The 15,686-nt window shown below is 52.6% G+C and carries 13 protein-coding genes, 4 tRNA genes and 1 pseudogene; 11 read left to right on the top strand and 7 right to left on the bottom strand.

Annotated elements, in window-relative coordinates; all coding sequences use genetic code 11:
• Positions 1-102: 102 nt before the first annotated feature.
• The 5 genes from D9741_RS10850 (at position 103) to D9741_RS10870 (ending at position 1,921) form a co-directional block, all read left to right on the top strand.
• Positions 103-179: transfer RNA gene (locus D9741_RS10850), tRNA-Arg, on the top strand.
• A 58-nt stretch (positions 180-237) separates the two neighbouring features.
• Positions 238-313 (top strand) — tRNA-His (locus D9741_RS10855).
• A gap of 20 nt (positions 314-333) precedes the next feature.
• Positions 334-420 (top strand) — tRNA-Leu (locus tag D9741_RS10860).
• A 42-nt stretch (positions 421-462) separates the two neighbouring features.
• A tRNA-Pro gene (locus tag D9741_RS10865) sits at positions 463-539 on the top strand.
• Between the two features lie 146 nt (positions 540-685).
• Positions 686-1,921, top strand: coding sequence for an anaerobic sulfatase maturase (locus D9741_RS10870; RefSeq protein WP_130219529.1), 1,236 nt, complete (start codon positions 686-688; stop codon positions 1,919-1,921).
• Between the two features lie 165 nt (positions 1,922-2,086).
• On the opposite strand, the gene aslA is transcribed toward D9741_RS10870, so the two are convergent.
• The 5 genes from aslA to hemC form a co-directional block, all read right to left on the bottom strand.
• Positions 2,087-3,742, bottom strand: coding sequence for an arylsulfatase AslA (gene aslA, locus D9741_RS10875; protein ID WP_130219527.1), 1,656 nt, complete (start codon positions 3,740-3,742; stop codon positions 2,087-2,089).
• Positions 3,743-4,422: 680 nt separating this feature from the next.
• On the bottom strand, positions 4,423-5,619 hold the full coding sequence (gene hemY, locus D9741_RS10880; RefSeq protein ID WP_130219525.1) for a protoheme IX biogenesis protein HemY: 1,197 nt from the start codon (positions 5,617-5,619) through the stop codon (positions 4,423-4,425).
• Positions 5,620-5,621: 2 nt separating this feature from the next.
• On the bottom strand, positions 5,622-6,839 hold the full coding sequence (gene hemX, locus D9741_RS10885) for a uroporphyrinogen-III C-methyltransferase (protein ID WP_130219523.1): 1,218 nt from the start codon (positions 6,837-6,839) through the stop codon (positions 5,622-5,624).
• Between the two features lie 21 nt (positions 6,840-6,860).
• Positions 6,861-7,601: a uroporphyrinogen-III synthase gene (gene hemD / locus D9741_RS10890; protein WP_130219521.1), complete on the bottom strand. Its 741-nt coding sequence runs from the start codon at positions 7,599-7,601 to the stop codon at positions 6,861-6,863.
• Positions 7,598-8,539 carry a hydroxymethylbilane synthase gene (gene hemC / locus D9741_RS10895; protein WP_130219519.1) on the bottom strand — a complete coding sequence of 314 codons (942 nt, stop codon included), beginning with the start codon at positions 8,537-8,539 and terminating at the stop codon, positions 7,598-7,600. Before hemC ends, hemD begins: the two co-directional genes overlap by 4 nt.
• Positions 8,540-8,912: 373 nt before the next feature.
• Here hemC and cyaA point away from each other — a divergent pair, with 373 nt between their 5' ends.
• Positions 8,913-11,459: a class I adenylate cyclase gene (gene cyaA / locus D9741_RS10900; protein ID WP_112826877.1), complete on the top strand. Its 2,547-nt coding sequence runs from the start codon at positions 8,913-8,915 to the stop codon at positions 11,457-11,459.
• Positions 11,460-11,498: 39 nt separating this feature from the next.
• Here cyaA and cyaY read toward each other — a convergent pair whose 3' ends face one another.
• Positions 11,499-11,819, bottom strand: a complete 321-nt coding sequence (cyaY, locus tag D9741_RS10905) for an iron donor protein CyaY (protein ID WP_000999936.1) — start codon at positions 11,817-11,819, stop codon at positions 11,499-11,501.
• Between the two features lie 125 nt (positions 11,820-11,944).
• Positions 11,945-12,123, bottom strand: a pseudogene (locus D9741_RS23835) (DKNYY family protein); the annotation flags it as partial.
• A gap of 158 nt (positions 12,124-12,281) precedes the next feature.
• Between D9741_RS23835 and D9741_RS10910 the strand changes: the two are divergent.
• Genes D9741_RS10910 through yigB form a run of 5 tightly spaced genes read left to right on the top strand, consistent with a single transcriptional unit; the run spans position 12,282 to position 15,659 of the window.
• The gene (locus tag D9741_RS10910) at positions 12,282-12,485 is read left to right on the top strand and encodes a lipoprotein (RefSeq protein ID WP_000799889.1); all 204 of its coding nucleotides are present in this window, start codon (positions 12,282-12,284) and stop codon (positions 12,483-12,485) included.
• A 36-nt stretch (positions 12,486-12,521) separates the two neighbouring features.
• Complete coding sequence (gene dapF / locus D9741_RS10915) at positions 12,522-13,346, top strand: diaminopimelate epimerase (RefSeq protein ID WP_001160654.1); 825 nt, start codon at positions 12,522-12,524, stop codon at positions 13,344-13,346.
• Positions 13,343-14,050, top strand: coding sequence for a DUF484 domain-containing protein (locus tag D9741_RS10920; protein ID WP_130219517.1), 708 nt, complete (start codon positions 13,343-13,345; stop codon positions 14,048-14,050). The genes dapF and D9741_RS10920 overlap by 4 nt, the downstream gene beginning before the upstream one ends.
• On the top strand, positions 14,047-14,943 hold the full coding sequence (gene xerC, locus D9741_RS10925; RefSeq protein WP_130209428.1) for a tyrosine recombinase XerC: 897 nt from the start codon (positions 14,047-14,049) through the stop codon (positions 14,941-14,943). The genes D9741_RS10920 and xerC overlap by 4 nt, the downstream gene beginning before the upstream one ends.
• Complete coding sequence (gene yigB, locus D9741_RS10930) at positions 14,943-15,659, top strand: 5-amino-6-(5-phospho-D-ribitylamino)uracil phosphatase YigB (protein WP_130219515.1); 717 nt, start codon at positions 14,943-14,945, stop codon at positions 15,657-15,659. Before xerC ends, yigB begins: the two co-directional genes overlap by 1 nt.
• Positions 15,660-15,686 lie beyond the last annotated feature (27 nt).

The raw sequence follows: 15,686 nt of genomic DNA on the forward strand, positions 1-15,686 counted from the left end.
GCAGCAAAGCGCGCAAACCGTAACCAAACGCGCATTTTATTTAAAAAGGGACTAGACAGAGGGGTGGGAAGTCCGTATTATCCACCCCCGCAACGGCGCTAAGCGCCCGTAGCTCAGCTGGATAGAGCGCTGCCCTCCGGAGGCAGAGGTCTCAGGTTCGAATCCTGTCGGGCGCGCCATTTAGTCCCGGCGCTTGAGCTGCGGTGGTAGTAATACCGCGTAACAAGATTTGTAGTGGTGGCTATAGCTCAGTTGGTAGAGCCCTGGATTGTGATTCCAGTTGTCGTGGGTTCGAATCCCATTAGCCACCCCATTATTAGAAGTTGTGACAATGCGAAGGTGGCGGAATTGGTAGACGCGCTAGCTTCAGGTGTTAGTGTTCTTACGGACGTGGGGGTTCAAGTCCCCCCCCTCGCACCACGACTTTAAAGAATTGAACTAAAAATTCAAAAAGCAGTATTTCGGCGAGTAGCGCAGCTTGGTAGCGCAACTGGTTTGGGACCAGTGGGTCGGAGGTTCGAATCCTCTCTCGCCGACCAATTTTGAACCCCGCTTCGGCGGGGTTTTTTGTTTTCTGTGCATTTCGTCACTCTCCCTTCGCAATAAACGCCCGTAATAACTCATTGCCCCACGGTATGATTTCGCCCTTAACGTATTGAAGGATGACTTCAGGCAAGGAGCGACCATGCTGCAACAGGTTCCAACGCGTGCGTTTCACGTGATGGCGAAACCGAGCGGTTCCGATTGTAATCTGAACTGTGACTACTGTTTTTATCTCGAAAAACAATCCCTTTATCGCGAAAAGCCAGTCACGCATATGGACGATGACACGCTGGAAGCGTATATCCGTCACTATATTGCCGCCAGCGAACCGCAAAACGAAGTCGCTTTTACCTGGCAGGGCGGCGAACCAACGTTACTCGGGCTGGAGTTTTACCGCCGTGCCGTGACGCTACAGGCGAAATACGGTGCTGGCAGGAAGATAAGTAACAGCTTCCAGACTAACGGCGTGCTGCTCGATGACGAATGGTGCGCGTTTTTGGCAGAAAATCATTTTCTTGTTGGGTTATCGCTGGATGGTCCGGCTGAGATCCACAATCAATATCGCGTGACCAAAAGCGGCAGACCAACGCATAAGCTGGTGATGCGTGTCCTGACGCTGCTGCAAAAGCATCATGTCGACTATAACGTGCTGGTCTGCGTTAACCGCACCAGCGCGTTACAACCTTTGCAGGTCTATGATTTTCTGCGTGATGCGGGCGTGGAGTTCATCCAGTTTATTCCGGTAGTGGAGCGTCTGGCTGATGAAACAGCTGCCCGCGATGGACTGAAACTACATGCGCCCGGCGATATTCAGGGCGAACTGACGGAATGGTCGGTGCGCCCCGATGAGTTTGGTGAGTTTCTGGTGGCGATATTCGACCACTGGATCAAACGCGACGTCGGCAAGATTTTCGTGATGAATATCGAATGGGCGTTTGCCAATTTTGTCGGTGCGCCGGGTGCGGTTTGCCATCATCAGCCAACCTGTGGGCGCTCGGTGATTGTTGAGCACAACGGCGACGTTTACGCCTGCGATCACTATGTTTATCCGCAATATCGACTGGGGAATATGCACCAGCAAACAATTGCAGAAATGATCGATTCCCCGCAACAGCAGGTGTTTGGTGAAGATAAATTTAAGCAGTTACCGACGCAGTGTCGCAGTTGTAACGTGTTAAAAGCGTGCTGGGGAGGCTGCCCGAAACACCGCTTTATGCTCGATGCCAGCGGCAAGCCGGGGCTGAATTATTTGTGTGCCGGATATCAGCGTTATTTCCGCCATCTACCGCCATATCTTAAAGCAATGGCTGATTTGTTGGCGCACGGTCGCCCGGCCAGCGACATTATGCAGGCGCGTTTGATGGTGGTGAATAAGTAAAAATCGGCGGTCGCCTGCGGTTGATTGCCGGATGCGATGCTGACGCATCTTATCCGGCCTACAGAATGCTGCAATTTATTGAATTTGCAAGGCTTGTAGGCCGGATAAGGCGTTCACGCCGCATCCGGCAAGGTCAGTGTGGCCCGATGTAGCGATATCGCCGGCTTAATCAGATTTAATCTGCGCGCGTGGAGGATATTTCTTCAGGATCTCCATATACGCGTGCATTTCGGTCTGTAGCGGTACACCCATCGGAATATGGCGCACGCCGATGGAGTCGCTTTCCTGCAGATCGGTGTACAGGTTAAACACCGACGATCCGGCCGTTTGCATTACTGTGCCGGTGAACCCACCCTGATACCCGCTCTGGGTATAAGCGTATGGCTGCTGAATCAGCACATGGTATTTGAACTCATCCATACGTACAGCAGAGAGTTTGCCGTTGAGGAAGTAGTGCTCGGCCTTACGGTTAGACTGGCCGTTTGTTCCCAGGAAGAAAGATGTCTGGTCTACACCATCGATAAAGGTGGTTTTCGGTACTAAATTCGCCACTTTCGCCCCAGGATGCCCCGCCAGATCCAGTGCTGTTGGGAAGAGATCTGCCAGATCAACCATACCGTCAGATTTACGCGGTTGGATCATGCCTTTCCAGTACACGAAAGTCGGAACGCGAACGCCGCCTTCCCAGGTAGATCCTTTCGCACCACGGAACGGTGTGCGGCCGTGCGGAGGCACTTCGGCTTCCGGACCGTTATCGGAGGTGAAGACAATAAGCGTGTTATCCAGCTGACCGTTTTTCTCCAGCGTTTTGTAGAGATTAGCGAACACATCGTTCATCTCTACCATGCAGTCACCATACGAGGTGCGTGCCGGAGAGCTACCCGCATATTTGGCGTTCGGGTAGTTATCGAAGTGGCAGCCGCGAGTGCCATAATAGAGGAAGAAAGGTTTATCACTCTTCGCCATCTTGTTGAGGAACTTAACGCCATATTCCATCCAGCGTTGATCCAGGTCTTCCATATATTTCGGCGTAATGTCAGCAATGGCCTCCTGTTCGCCGCCGCGCACCGCATGAACATCATCTTTGCTAAATGGTAATTGCTTGATGTATTCAGAACGGTCCGGACTCAGGGCGACTTCCGGGTTGACGTGAACATCGCGCCATTCGGTATACATATCGGACACTGAGTTGAAGCCACGGAAATCATCAAAGCCGACGTTCTGCGGCTGCGACTCTTTGTTTTCCCCCATATGCCATTTCCCGATAGCCTGGGTGACGTAACCTTGGTCGTGCAGCAATTGCGGCAGGGTGGTTAACCCTTGCAGACCGCCCGGTTGCCCGTACATCGGCGGCATCAGAATGCCGTGGTGGATGGAGTATTGTCCGGTGAGAATGGTGGCGCGGGTAGGGGAAGAACTTGGTTGAGAATATGCAGAGGTTAAAATCAATCCCTGGCTGGCAACGGCGTCAATATCTGGCGTTGGGTTACCTACCGCCACGCCACCGCCATTAAAGCCGACATCCATCCAGCCCACGTCATCCAGTAAGAAAACAACCACGTTCGGTTTCTTACCGGTCTTTTTCTCTAATTCCGCCAGCTTCTGCTGGGTTTCTTTATCCTGTGCCGGATGCTGCATCACAGGCATCATATTATCGGCAATGGTGGTCGCCGGTTTAACCAGGTACTGGTTAGGGTGATCATACCCGGCATAGCCTTCGCGCGCGGTAGCGGTTGACGGGGTATCTGCAGCACTGGCCAGCAAAGGAATAGCGGCGGCGATTGCGATCACCAGTAGTTTGGGTGAAAACGAAATTTCCATGCAAAATGCTCCGGTTTCATGTCATTAAATGGATGACATAATCAAGCATTGATAATTGAGGTCCCTCTCCCTGATAAAATGGGGTTATAAATAATTATGATGAAAATATATTATTTATTTGCCATGAGGATGAATCGAAAGATCAGGAGAGCGTTTTCAATCCTACCCTTGGTGCGGGGCATATGTAAGGCAGGTTTATTGTATGGTGTTGATTATTGATGCTGTTTTTGATTAGGAGTGTAATTAATATATATTGGTTATTAAATATTTTTAACAATTCACAGTATTTATAATTAAAGAGAGTAAGGTGCTGGATAATATTTGCTCAGGTAATTATTGCGAATGAAAGAAACCTGGATTGCAGAATTATCTCATAACAACTATTAAAGGATGTTATTTCCCGGGCCTGTGTGGCATAATAATTGGGTAGATGCTCATTCCATCTCTTATGTTCGCCTTAGTGCCTCATAAACTTAGGAATGACGCAGAGCCGTTTACGGTGCTTATCGTCCACTGACAGATGTCGCTTATGCCTCATCAGACACCATGGACACAACGTTGAGTGAAGCACCCACTTGTTGTCATACAGACCTGTTTTAACGCCTGCTCCGTAATAAGAGCAGGCGTTTTTTTATGTATCAGAAAGGCCCCGGAGGTGCTTGCCTCCGGGTTAGAAAGAACTATTGCGGTGGGTTGTTCTGCAACGTCAACATCAAGCCGTCGCGGCGCATCGATGCGGCTTCTTCCGGTTTACGCAGTCTGTCCAGCGCGTCGGCAAGCCATGCGTAATCGTAGGCGTCCGGGCGTTGTTTCAGTGCCGCGCGGAAGGCGAGGGATGCTTCCTGCCATTCGCCGTGCTTCATCAGTGACTGGCCCAATGTGCTCCACAACAGCGGGCGATCGCCGACGTTTTTGATTTGCTGGCGTAGCACTTTTTCAAGCTGTTCCGGATTGTTGGTTTTCAGTCGTGGGATCGGCAGCAGTAGGCGATCGTCATACTGGCGTTTCAGGCCGTCGATGATGATTTGCTGGGCAGTATCATGATCGTCACACTCAATAAGATGTTCCGCCATTGCCACCTGCAACGCCACTTGATGACGCGTTTTCCGGCTTTGGTTTTTCCACCAGTTACGCAGACCTTCGCTGCCGTCATCGGCCCGTGCCTGATTCATCAGGCCAATCCATGCCTGTTGTTCGAGCATTGCGCGATGTTCTTCGTCACCAACGTGGGCTTTCGCCATTGACGGGATGATGTCCAGCAGTGAACTCCACGCGCCGGTACGGATATAAGCCTGTTCCGCCAGACGCAGCACTTCCGGATGGCGTGGTGTGACTTCGAGTAACTTATCCACGCCGTGGCGTGCCGCATGGTTTTCATTACGTGCCAGTTGCAGGCGAACGCGGGCGATTTCCACCGGAATGGTGTCGTTACCCGCCAGTTCCGCTGCGCGTTCCAGATGCTGATTGGCGCGCGCTTCATCCCCGCGTTGCTGTGCGGCTTCGGCAGCCAGCAGGTAGTTCACCACCGGCTGTTCAGCGTGATCGGCATTTTTTGACATCAGCTTTTCAACTTGCTGATAATCGCCTTCCGCCAGTTTTAGCAGCGCTTGTTCTGTCTGCTTACGTGCGCGGCGACGCTTACGTCCGACAAACCAACCCCGGGTGTGCGCGCCGGTGCGGAAGATCCGCCGCAGTAGCCACTCAATGGCAAACAGCACGACCATCGCCAGAATCAAAATGATCGCCAGGCCAGTTACGCTGGTTTCGATATTGTAGTTGTCGGTCTGGATCAGTACGTAACCCTGATGACCGGCAATCATCGGGCCGACCACGATCCCCGCAATCAGCAACACAAAGAGCAATAACACTTTTAGCATGGTTATTCTCCTTGCGGCGCGGCTGCCGGGGCATCAGCTTGCGGTGCAGGTGCAGGTGCAGGTGCAGGTGCAGGTGCAGGTGCAGGTGCAGGTTTAGCTTCCGTTGCCCCTGCTGCCGGTTGCGCCAGCAGGTTACGCACGCGAGTCTGCATCAGTTTTTCCAGCATCGCCTGGCTTTGCAGTGTTTCCGGGAGATCCATCGAGATATTTTGCTGGCTTAACTGGTCCACCTCGTCGAGAAACGCTTTGGTGGTGGCATCTTCAGTATCGTAATAAGCACGAACCCAGGTGGAGACGTTCTCCAGCGCCTGGCGGTACGTCTCTTCCTGATGACGCGGCACAGCTTGTGCGGCGACCAGCAGACGGGAACGAATATTTTCGCGCAGATAGATATCCTGATTCGGCGCTAACAGCGGTACGGCAGTATCATCACGACGGCGAATCGTAATGAAGTTGTCCATAAAATTCTGCCAGCTTTTTTGCAGATTGATGCGCCATTCGCTGATGGAGCTGGAAAGCTCTTCACCATCGGAATCCATTGGCGAACCGTCGCTATCATTGTCGGCCAGACGCAGGTTATCCACTTGATTAGAGAGCTGATTCAACTTGAGGATAATACCGTCATAATCCACCTGCGATACCGCAGAAAGGCTGGCGATATCATCGGTAATTGCCCGACGAACAGCAATAAGGCTGGGGTCATTCATATCTGCCAGGCTGGCATCAGCGCTTTTCAGTAACGCTGCTGCGGTGGTAACGTCCTGATCGCTCCAGAGTTTACGTCCGGCAAGTTTTACCAGAAAGTCCGCCTGTGCCAGAAGCCAGGTTTTGGCATCGCTACCAGAGATGGTAGCGACCTTTTGTTGGACTTCATCCAGCTGTTTTGCCAGCGTTTCTTGCTGTCGATTCGCCTGCTCTAACTGTACAGCCTGTTGCTTAATAATGCCTTCCAGCTCCGCTTTTTGGCTTTCCTGGGCTTTTTGCAGTGCCGTGAGTTGGCTCGCCAGGGCATCGCTGGTGGCAGTCTGACTGACGGCCTGTTGTTTACCCCAGCCATACAAACCGACGCCTGCTGCCAGAGCAATGGCGATAGCCACCGCACTGAGAATCAGAGCGGTACTGTTCTTACTCTTCTTTTCTGCAACGACAGGTTGTGGCGTGGTGTCCACGGCCTCCCTGGTATCTTCAACCACGGCGGAGGTTTTTTCTTGTTCCGTCATTATGGCTTCCTGTTATGAGAGTTATTGTAATGCCCGTAATAGCGCATCGTTGTCAGCGTTATCGGCGACCTTAATGTCATTCCAGCCCAGTTCCTGGGCGAGTTTCGCCAAACGCTCACTGACGACCAAAAGCCGACAGCGTAGTAACCAGTGCTCACGATACCATTGTGGGATCAATGACCAGAGTTGATGCAACATTTCACCGCTGGTAACAACGACGGTCGTCACCTCGCGGGATTGCCAACGCATCGCCTCTTCTGCACCGTCATAATGAATGGCGCACCTTTGATAACATTCACAAAAAGTGACTTCAGCACCGCGTGCCGTCAGAGTTTCTCCAATCAGCTCACGACCGCCGTTGCCACGTAATATCAGCGCACGTTTACCCGCAATACTTTGTAATTCCGGTAATTGTAGCAAGACTTCACTGATTTCCCGATCCTGCGGATAACGAACCTGGTGCCCGCTCACGGTATGCAGCGCCAGCGCAGTGGTGCGGCCGATGGCGAAATAATCAGCAAGTAATGGCCATTTAAGAGCTTGTTGATGCAGTTGTGATTGGGCAAAAGCAACGGCGTGTTGCGAAAGGGCAAACAACAGATCGCCTTCACCAAGTGCTGATAGCTGGTCGGCAAGTTGTGGCAATTGCCGACCCGGGGAAAACTCTATCAGCGGAAAATGCCAGGCCACCTGCCCCAGTGTGCGCAGACGGCTCACTAACTCTTCTCCAGCTGGAGATGGGCGGGTGACCAGGATACTCATGCTGGCGCGTCTCCGTTATAGACTTCAGCGAGAATCTCCCGTGCGCCGTTATTCAGTAGCTCTTCCGCCAGTGAAATCCCCATTTGCTCGGCATCCTGCGGCGCACCGCGGCGTTCACCACGAATAATCTGCGAACCGTCCGGCGCACCGACCAGCGCACGCAACCAGATTTTGCCGTCGACAAGTTCGGCATAGCTGCCAATCGGCACCTGACAACCCCCTTCCAGACGGGTATTCATCGCACGTTCAGCGATGACGCGTAGCGCGGTTTCATGGTGATTAAGCGCGGCAAGAAGCTCGCGGGTACGCGTATCATCAAGGCGGCATTCAATACCTACGGCACCTTGTCCGACTGCCGGAAGAGAAATTTCAGGGGGCAGCGCAGCGCGAATGCGGGACTCCAGCCCTAAACGTTTTAATCCAGCCACGGCAAGAATAATGGCATCGTATTCGCCGTTATCCAGCTTGCTAAGGCGTGTTCCAACGTTGCCGCGCAGAGAGCGGATAATCAGGTCCGGGCGGCGTTCCGCCAGTTGGCACTGGCGACGTAAGCTGGAAGTCCCGACGATACTGCCAGCCGGTAATGCATCCAGACTGTCATAATTATTGGACACAAAGGCATCACGCGGATCCTCGCGTTCGCAAATGGTGACCAGCCCCAGACCTTGCGGGAATTCAACCGGCACATCTTTCATCGAATGTACGGCGATATCGGCGCGGTTTTCCAGAAGCGCGACTTCCAGCTCTTTAACAAATAAGCCTTTTCCGCCTACTTTCGCCAGCGGCGTATCAAGAATTACATCGCCGCGCGTCACCATCGGTACTAGTTCAACGACTAATCCCGGATGGCTCGCCATCAACTTGTCTTTGACATAGTGTGCCTGCCAGAGTGCAAGTGGGCTTTGGCGTGTGGCAATTCTTAAAACATTGTCTAACATGCTTGTTACCGTCATTATCATCCGTGGTCCATCCTAACATCCTTGCTGGAGCGATGTCAGTGTTGTGGTGAAACGTTGACGTTAATGCAAAACGTAAATGGAATCCTGACAGGCGTTTCAAGCCGTCGTAATAAGGAATTTACAGAGAATAAACGGTGCTACACTTGTATGTAGCGCATCTTTCTTTACGGTCAATCAGCAAGGTGTTAAATTGATCACGTTTTAGACCATTTTTTCGTCGTGAAACTAAAAAAACCAGGCGCGGAAAGTGGTAACAGTTACCTTTGACATACGAAATATCCCGAATGCCGCGTGTTTCCGTTGATGTTGCCGGAATCACAGACATGACGGGTAGCAAATCAGGCGATACGTCTTGTACCTCTATATTGAGACTCTGAAACAGAGACTGGATGCCATAAATCAATTGCGCGTGGATCGCGCGCTTGCTGCCATGGGGCCTGCATTCCAACAGGTTTACAGTCTGCTGCCGACATTGTTGCACTATCACCATCCGCTAATGCCGGGTTACCTTGATGGTAACGTTCCCAAAGGCATTTGCCTTTACACGCCTGATGAAACCCAACGTCACTACCTGAACGAACTTGAACTGTATCGTGGAATGTCAGTACAGGACCCGCCGAAAGGCGAGCTTCCGATTACTGGTGTATACACGATGGGCAGTACTTCGTCCGTAGGGCAAAGTTGTTCCTCTGACCTGGATATCTGGGTCTGTCATCAATCCTGGCTCGATAGCGAAGAGCGCCAATTACTACAACGTAAATGTAGCCTGCTGGAAAGCTGGGCCGCCTCGCTGGGGGTGGAAGTTAGCTTCTTCCTGATTGATGAAAACCGTTTCCGCCACAACGAGAGTGGCAGTCTGGGGGGCGAAGATTGCGGCTCTACCCAGCATATACTGCTACTTGATGAATTTTACCGTACTGCCGTGCGTCTCGCTGGTAAGCGTATTCTGTGGAATATGGTGCCTTGCGACGAAGAAGAGCATTACGATGACTACGTAATGACGCTCTACGCGCAGGGCGTGCTGACGCCAAATGAATGGCTGGATCTCGGCGGCTTAAGCTCGCTTTCCGCTGAAGAGTACTTTGGTGCCAGCCTTTGGCAACTCTACAAAAGTATCGATTCCCCGTACAAAGCGGTGCTGAAGACACTGCTGCTGGAAGCCTATTCCTGGGAATATCCGAATCCACGCCTGCTGGCGAAAGATATCAAACAGCGTTTGCACGACGGCGAAATTGTGTCGTTTGGCCTCGATCCGTACTGCATGATGCTCGAGCGTGTTACTGAGTACCTGACGGCGATTGAAGATTTCACCCGTCTGGATTTAGTACGCCGCTGCTTCTATTTAAAAGTGTGCGAAAAACTCAGCCGTGAACGCGCCTGCGTAGGCTGGCGTCGTGAAGTGTTAAGCCAGTTGGTGAAAGAGTGGGAATGGGACGATGCTCGTCTGGCAATGCTCGATAACCGCGCTAACTGGAAGATAGATCAGGTGCGTGAGGCGCACAACGAGCTGCTCGACGCAATGATGCAGAGCTACCGTAATCTGATCCGCTTTGCGCGCCGCAATAACCTTAGCGTCTCCGCCAGCCCGCAGGATATCGGCGTGCTGACGCGTAAACTGTACGCCGCGTTTGAAGCATTACCGGGTAAAGTGACGCTGGTAAACCCGCAGATTTCACCTGATCTCTCGGAACCGAATCTGACCTTTATTTATGTACCGCCGGGCCGTGCTAACCGTTCAGGTTGGTATCTGTATAACCGCGCGCCAAATATTGAGTCGATCATCAGCCATCAGCCGCTGGAATATAACCGTTACCTGAATAAGCTGGTGGCGTGGGCATGGTTTAACGGCCTGCTGACCTCGCGCACCCGTTTGTACATTAAAGGCAACGGCGTTGTCGACTTGCCGAAGTTGCAGGAGATGGTCGCCGACGTGTCGCACCATTTCCCGCTGCGCTTACCTGCACCGACACCGAAGGCGCTCTACAGCCCGTGTGAGATCCGCCATCTGGCGATTATCGTTAACCTGGAATATGACCCGACAGCGGCGTTCCGCAATCAGGTGGTGCATTTTGATTTCCGTAAGCTGGATGTCTTCAGCTTTGGCGAGAATCAAAATTGCCTGGTAGGTAGCGTTGACCTGCTGTACCGCAACTCGTGGAACGAAGTGCGTACGCTGCACTTCAACGGTGAGCAGTCGATGATTGAAGCCCTGAAAACCATTCTCGGCAAAATGCATCAGGACGCCGCACCGCCAGATAGCGTGGAAGTCTTCTGCTATAGCCAGCATCTGCGCGGTTTAATCCGTACTCGCGTGCAGCAACTGGTTTCTGAGTGTATTGAACTGCGTCTTTCCAGCACCCGCCAGGAAACCGGGCGCTTTAAGGCGCTGCGCGTTTCTGGTCAAACCTGGGGCTTGTTCTTCGAACGCCTGAATGTATCGGTACAGAAACTGGAGAACGCCATCGAGTTCTATGGCGCTATTTCGCATAACAAACTGCACGGCCTGTCAGTGCAGGTTGAAACCAATCACGTCAAATTACCGGCGGTGGTGGACGGCTTTGCTAGTGAAGGGATCATCCAGTTCTTCTTCGAAGAAACGCAGGATGAAAATGGCTTTAATATCTACATTCTCGACGAAAGCAACCGGGTTGAGGTGTATCACCACTGCGAAGGTAGCAAAGAGGAGCTGGTGCGTGACGTCAGTCGCTTCTACTCGTCATCGCATGACCGTTTTACCTACGGCTCAAGCTTCATCAACTTCAACCTGCCGCAGTTCTATCAGATTGTGAAGGTTGATGGTCGTGAACAGGTGATTCCGTTCCGCACCAAATCTATCGGCAACATGCCGCCTGCCAATCAGGACAACGATACGCCACTGTTACAGCAGTATTTTTCGTGATGAGCGTGCCGGAAAGCGAGGCTTATCCGGCATGCAATCTTAGCGGAAACTGACTGTTTCACCCGCCTGCTGCGTTGCCGCCTGTTCCAGCAAATCCCAGAAGGTTTCGCCGCTGCGATCACAAATCCACTCATCGCCTTTCAGGTCAAAATGGTAGCCGCCCTGTTTGGTTGCCAGCCATACCTGGTGCAGCGGTTCCTGACGATTAATAATGATTTTGCTGCCGTTTTCAAAGGTAATGGTCAGCACGCCACCGTTGATTTCGCAGTCGATATCGCTGTCGCCATCCCAGTCGTCCAGATGCTCTTCAATGGTCAGCCACAGTTGGTCAGCCAGGCGATGAAATTCACTGTCGTTCATTGTTGTATCCTGTTTTTAAGTGATGGCGGCAGTATAGCGGCATGGGGTCAGGGCTTCAAAGGTTGCACCTCTGCTGCTGCGTTCCGGCATGATTCATCCGTCACCGGAATAATAATGTCTCTGTATAGCGAAAGATTTGTCTCTTCATTAGGGCGCAGGTACACCACGCCTTTCCCTGTTTCTGGTAAACATTATGATCAGGTTCACCGAGCGAGCATCCCCACGCTGACGGAACTAAAAAAGCCAACAAACAAACCACATTGCGATAGTGCATAAAGCCATCCTGGCGCGAGGTGCCGATCACGAAACTACCAGCAAAACATAAATCCCCACGTGTAAGCGTTATACTCGCAGCATTTCCTCACTTTTCAGACTTCATAAAGAGTCGCTAAACGCTTGCTTTTACGCCTTCTCCTGCGATGATAGAAAGCAGAAAGCGATGAACTTTACAGGCAATCCATAATGAAAAACGTGTTTAAGGCACTCACTGTATTACTTACTCTCTTCAGCCTGACGGGCTGCGGTCTGAAAGGTCCGCTCTATTTCCCGCCTGCAGATAAAAACGCGCCGCCGCCGACCAAACCGGTAGAGACGCAAACGCAATCCACGGTGCCGGATAAAAACGACCGCGCCACTGGCGATGGTCCATCCCAGGTGAATTACTAAAAGTCAGTTTCTGTACCCGCGTGATTGGAGTAAATGATGCAGTTCTCGAAAATGCATGGCCTTGGCAACGATTTTATGGTCGTCGACGCGGTAACGCAGAATGTCTTTTTTTCACCGGAACTGATTCGTCGCCTGGCGGATCGGCACCTGGGAGTAGGGTTTGATCAGTTGCTGGTGGTTGAGCCGCCGTATGATCCTGAACTGGATTTTCACTATCGCATTTTTAATGCTGATGGCAGTGAAGTGGCGCAGTGCGGCAACGGCGCGCGCTGCTTTGCCCGTTTTGTGCGTCTGAAAGGGCTGACCAATAAGCGCGATATCCGCGTCAGCACCGCCAACGGGCGGATGGTTCTGACCGTCACCGATGATGATCTGGTCCGCGTAAATATGGGCGAGCCCAACTTCGAACCTTCCGCTGTGCCGTTTCGCGCTAACAAAGCGGAAAAGACCTATATTATGCGCGCCGCCGAGCAGACAATCTTATGCGGTGTGGTGTCGATGGGAAATCCGCACTGCGTGATTCAGGTCGATGATGTCGATACTGCGGCGGTAGAAACACTGGGGCCTGTTCTGGAAAGCCACGAACGTTTTCCGGAGCGCGCCAATATCGGTTTTATGCAAGTGGTTAAGCGCGAGCATATTCGTTTACGCGTTTATGAGCGTGGGGCAGGAGAAACCCAGGCCTGCGGCAGCGGCGCGTGTGCGGCGGTTGCGGTAGGGATTCAGCAAGGTTTGCTGGCCGAAGAAGTACGTGTGGAACTCCCTGGTGGTCGTCTTGATATCGCCTGGAAAGGTCCGGGTCATCCGTTATATATGACGGGTCCGGCAGTACATGTTTACGACGGATTTATTCATCTATGAAGCAACCAGGGGAAGAACTACAGGAAACACTCACGGAGCTTGATGACCGGGCGGTTGTCGATTATCTGATTAAAAATCCTGAGTTTTTTATCCGCAATGCGCGCGCAGTAGAAGCGATACGTGTGCCACATCCGGTACGCGGTACCGTTTCGTTGGTCGAATGGCATATGGCTCGCGCGCGTAACCATATTCATGTTCTGGAAGAGAACATGTCGCTGTTGATGGAACAGGCTATCGCCAACGAAGGCCTGTTTTATCGCTTACTCTACCTGCAGCGCAGTCTCACCGCCGCCAGCAGTCTCGACGATATGCTGATGCGTTTTCACCGCTGGGCGCGCGATCTCGGTCTGGCGGGCGCGAGTGTGCGTCTGTTTCCGGATCGCTGGCGCTTAGGTGCGCCGTCGAACCATACTCATCTGGCATTAAACCGTCAGGCTTTCGAACCACTGCGTATTCAGCGTCTGGGGCAGGAGCAGCACTATCTGGGGCCGCTTAACGGGCCGGAGTTGCTGGTGGTGCTACCGGAAGCGAAAGCGGTGGGATCGGTGGCGATGTCGATGCTGGGAAGCGATGCTGATTTAGGCGTGGTGCTGTTCACCAGCCGCGATGCTAATCACTATCAACAAGGGCAGGGAACGCAGTTACTTGATGAAATTGCGCTGATGTTGCCGGAGCTTCTGGAGCGTTGGATTGAACGCGTATGACCAATTTACATACCGATGTAGAACGCTATCTACGTTATCTGAGCGTGGAGCGTCAGCTTAGCCCGATAACCCTGCTTAACTACCAGCGCCAGCTTGAGGCGATCATCAATTTTGCCAGCGAAAACGGCCTGCAAAGCTGGCAGCAATGTGATGTGACGATGGTGCGCAATTTTGCTGTACGCAGTCGCCGTAAAGGGTTGGGCGCGGCAAGCCTCGCATTACGCCTCTCTGCGCTACGTAGCTTTTTTGACTGGCTGGTCAGCCAGAACGAACTCAAAGCTAACCCGGCAAAAGGTGTTTCGGCACCGAAAGCGCCACGTCATCTGCCGAAGAATATCGACGTCGACGATATGAATCGGCTGCTGGATATTGATATCAACGATCCCCTCGCCGTGCGCGACCGGGCAATGCTGGAAGTGATGTACGGCGCGGGCCTGCGTCTTTCCGAACTGGTGGGGCTGGATATCAAACACCTCGACCTGGAGTCCGGCGAAGTGTGGGTGATGGGGAAAGGCAGCAAAGAGCGCCGCCTGCCGATTGGTCGCAACGCTGTGGCGTGGATTGAGCACTGGCTTGATTTGCGCGACCTGTTTGGTAGCGAAGACGACGCGCTTTTTCTGTCGAAACTGGGCAAGCGTATCTCCGCGCGTAATGTGCAGAAACGCTTTGCCGAATGGGGCATAAAACAAGGGCTGAATAATCACGTTCACCCGCATAAATTACGTCACTCGTTCGCTACGCATATGCTGGAGTCGAGCGGCGATCTTCGTGGTGTGCAGGAGCTGCTGGGTCATGCCAACCTCTCCACCACGCAAATCTATACTCATCTTGATTTTCAACACCTTGCCTCGGTGTACGATGCGGCGCATCCACGCGCCAAACGGGGGAAATAATGCGTTTTTACCGGCCTTTGGGGCGCATCTCGGCGCTCACCTTTGACCTGGATGATACCCTTTACGATAACCGTCCGGTGATCCAACGTACTGAGCAAGAAGCACTTATCTTTGTGCAAAATTATCATCCGGCGCTGCGCAGCTTCCAGAATGAAGATCTGCAACGCCTGCGCCAGGCGGTACGGGAAGCGGAACCCGAGATTTATCACGACGTGACGCGCTGGCGTTTTCGTTCGATTGAACAAGCGATGCTCGACGCCGGGCTGAGTGCCGAAGAAGCCAGTGCAGGCGCACACGCAGCAATGATCAACTTTGCCAAATGGCGCAGCCGAATCGACGTCCCGCAGCAAACCCACGACACCTTAAAACAGCTGGCGAAGAAATGGCCGCTGGTGGCGATCACCAACGGTAACGCCCAGCCGGAGCTGTTTGGTTTGGGGAATTATTTTGAGTTTGTGCTGCGCGCTGGCCCGCACGGGCGCTCGAAACCGTTCAGCGATATGTACTTCCTGGCGGCGGAAAAACTCAACGTGCCGATCGGCGAGATCTTACATGTCGGGGACGATCTCACCACTGACGTGGGCGGGGCAATTCGCAGCGGAATGCAGGCCTGTTGGATCAGACCGGAAAATGGCGATCTGATGCAAACCTGGGACAGCCGTTTACTCCCGCATCTGGAAATTTCCCGGTTGGCATCTCTGACCTCGCTGATATAATCAGCAAATCTGTATATATACCCAGCT

It is taken from the genome of Escherichia sp. E14V7, assembly GCF_004212225.1.
Classification (GTDB): Bacteria; Pseudomonadota; Gammaproteobacteria; order Enterobacterales; family Enterobacteriaceae; genus Escherichia.